The sequence below is a fragment of the Candidatus Acidiferrales bacterium genome, assembly GCA_036514995.1.
Lineage (GTDB): Bacteria > Acidobacteriota > Terriglobia > Acidiferrales > DATBWB01 > DATBWB01.
Window position 1 is genome coordinate 1 of record DATBWB010000184.1, and the last position, 3,055, is coordinate 3,055.

Below are 3,055 nucleotides of genomic sequence, written 5' to 3' on the forward strand. Positions count from 1 at the left end.
GGGCACGCGGACTAAGCCACCGGTTATGAAGCCGACGGTTGCCGAGGCGCGGGTCTTCATCGAACAGGCGGAGAAGCGCCTCCTCGAGCTTTCCATCAAAGCGGAGCGCGTTTCCTGGGTGCAGAGCACCTACATCACTGACGACACCGAGCAGATCGCCGCCGAAGCTCAGAAGGAAGTGATCGCCGCCACGACCGAGCTCGCCACCGCCGCCAAGCGGTTCGAGGGAATAAAGCTTCCCGAGGACGTAGCGCGGAAGTTGAAACTGCTCCGGCTCTCACTGACCGCGCCCGCGCCCCGTAACCCGGCCGAGCAGAAGGAACTGGCCGAGCTCGGCGTGTGGCTGCCGAGCGTCTATGGCAAGGGGAAGTATTGTCCGGAGGGCGAGAAGGGCCCATGTCTCGACCTGAACAAGTTGGAACGCATCCTGGCGACCAGCCGCGACCCGAACGAACTGCTCAAGGTCTGGCGGGGTTGGCGAACCATCTCGCCGCCCATGCGCCCGCGCTACGAGCGCTTCGTGGAACTGTCGAACAAGGGGGCGCGCGAGTTGGGCTTCGCCGACGTGGGCGCGATGTGGCGGTCGAAATACGACATGCCGCCGGAAGCGTTCCGGGCGGAGGTCGAGCGGCTCTGGCAGCAGGTGCGGCCGCTCTATGAAGCCCTGCACGCGCACGTGCGCGCTTCGCTCGCAAAGAAATACGGCAAGGAGCTGGTTCCGGAAGACGGGCTGATCCCTGCCCACCTGCTCGGAAATATGTGGAGCCAGAGCTGGATCAACATCTACCCGCTGGTCGCCCCCGAGAACGGTGATCCCGGGTTCGACCTCACTGAACTGCTGAAAGCGAAAAAGGTGGAAGAGCGAGAGATGGTGCGCTCCGGCGAGCGCTTCTTCCTTTCGCTCGGGTTCGAACCGCTGCCGAAGACGTTCTGGGAACGCTCGCTCTTTACCAAGCCTGCCGACCGGGAGGTCGTCTGCCACGCCAGCGCCTGGGACGTGGATGCCGACCTGGACCTGCGGCTCAAAATGTGCATCCAGATCACCGGCGAAGATTTCTCCACTATCCATCACGAGCTGGGACACAACTTTTACCAGCGCGCCTACCGCCACCTGCCGCCCTTGTTCCGCGATAGCGCCAACGACGGTTTCCACGAGGCGGTGGGCGATACCATCGCCCTGTCCGTCACCCCCGAGTATTTGAAAGAGATCGGTATGCTGGAAAAAGTGCCGGAGCCGAGCGGCGACCTGGGGCTGCTGATGAAGATGGCCCTGGAGAAAGCGGCCTTCCTCCCCTTCGGCCTGCTGGTGGATCAATGGCGCTCAAAAGTCTTCTCCGGGGAGATCCGGCCCGCCGAGTACAACAAGGCCTGGTGGGACTTGGTCGGAAAATATCAGGGCGTCGCCCCGCCCGTGCCGCGCAGCGAGGCGGATTTCGACCCGGGAGCCAAATACCACGTCCCGGCGAACGTGCCCTACACGCGCTACTTCCTCGCTACCATCCTGCAATTCCAGTTTCACCGGGAGCTGTGTCGCGAGGCGGGCTACACCGGTCCCCTGCACCGCTGCTCGATCTACAACAACAAGGCCGGCGGCGCGAAGCTCAAAAAGATGCTCGACATGGGCATGAGCCGTCCATGGCCCGAAGCGCTCGAGGCGCTGACCGGAGAAAAGCGCATGGACGCTACGGCCATCCTCGACTACTTTGCGCCGCTGAAGAGATGGCTCGACGAGCAAAACAAGGGGCGCAAGGTCGGGTTCTAGCGAGGTGTGGAAAAGGTCTTATTCGCTGCCATGCTGAGTGCCAAAACCTCGGCACAAGGAATTTCGTTTCTTAGAATTAGCAACTTATGAGATTCTTCCTCGTCCCGACGCTTCGGGACTCCTGAGAATCACAGATTCGCCGACTTTTTCAGCAACCGGTCAGGTCCCTCTCAGTTGTGGCTGGAACGGCGGTGAGGTTGCTTGTGCGCGTGTTGGCGACAGCAGACATTCACGGTGTTGTGAGCGTCTACGAGTGGCTGGTTGGATTGGTCGAAGAGCACCGGGCCGACTTGCTTGTGCTGGCCGGAGATCTATTCGCCGGTGACTGGGAGGACGGACAACGCGAGCAGGCACGCCAGATCATTCCCTTGCTAAGAGGGGTAGCCGTGCCTGTTTTCTACCTCATGGGCAACGACGATAATGTCGCCCTGGACTACGAGGACGAACAGATCAAGCCGCTTCACGGCAGACGGTTGACCTGCGGCAGTTACAGCTTTGTGGGTTACCAGTACACTCCACCGTTTGTGGGCACAATTTTCGTGAAATCGGAGAGTGAGATTGAAAAAGACCTTGGATTGTTGGAGCCGCTGCTTGACGAGCACACCCTCTTTGTGACGCACTCACCTGCCTACGGAGAACTCGACCGCGTCTATGCCGACGAGCACGTTGGCAGCCATTCGCTGGCCGCGCTGCTCGACCGCCGGCCTGTCCTGGGGCACATCCACGGGCACATCCACCACAGCTTCGGGCGTGAGGGCAATCACTTCAATGTCGCTTCTGCTGGACTGCGGCGTGCTATGGTGATCGACCTTCCGTCGCTCAATCACTTGGTACTTGAAGTTGACAGACCCAGTGCTCGAACATTGTGACTCCGCCTCACTACACTCTTCGTACGTGGGCGGAACTCGTCCCGCAGGCACTGACCCCGTGTCGCAGCGTCAGGCGGCGCCAAACCAAAAGTTCACAACGAAGCCGCAGAAGATCGAGAGGCGGCCGAGGAACCTTGCAGAAAATCCACCGCTCTACTTGCCAACTAGCTTCTCGAATTGGGATTCGTCCAGGATAGTGACACCGAGGGATTTTGCCTTGTCGTACTTGGAACCCGGGTCGGTGCCGACAACGACGTAGTCGGTCTTTTTGCTTACTGAGCTCGAAACTTTGCCGCCTGATTGCATCACCAACCGCTCGGCCTCGGCCCGTTCATGCCGGGCGAGGGTGCCGGTAAAGACAAACGTCTTGCCCTTGAGGCGCGTCTCTTTGGCGGCCACGCGTCGCTCTTCAAACCTGAGCCGC

3 protein-coding genes are annotated in these 3,055 nt (G+C 60.7%); 2 read left to right on the forward strand and 1 reads right to left on the reverse strand.

The features are described 5' to 3' along the window. Together VIH17_12160 and VIH17_12165 are read left to right on the forward strand one after the other, a co-directional pair. Positions 1–1,762 (forward strand): M2 family metallopeptidase (locus tag VIH17_12160; protein HEY4683982.1); only part of this gene is annotated, 1,762 nt, incomplete at its 5' end. A 191-nt stretch (positions 1,763–1,953) separates the two neighbouring features. Next, complete coding sequence (locus tag VIH17_12165) at positions 1,954–2,631, forward strand: metallophosphoesterase (GenBank protein HEY4683983.1); 678 nt, start codon at positions 1,954–1,956, stop codon at positions 2,629–2,631. 153 nt (positions 2,632–2,784) lie between these two features. On the opposite strand, the gene VIH17_12170 is transcribed toward VIH17_12165, so the two are convergent. After that, positions 2,785–3,055: BRCT domain-containing protein (locus tag VIH17_12170; protein HEY4683984.1), on the reverse strand; the 271-nt coding region annotated here is incomplete at its 5' end.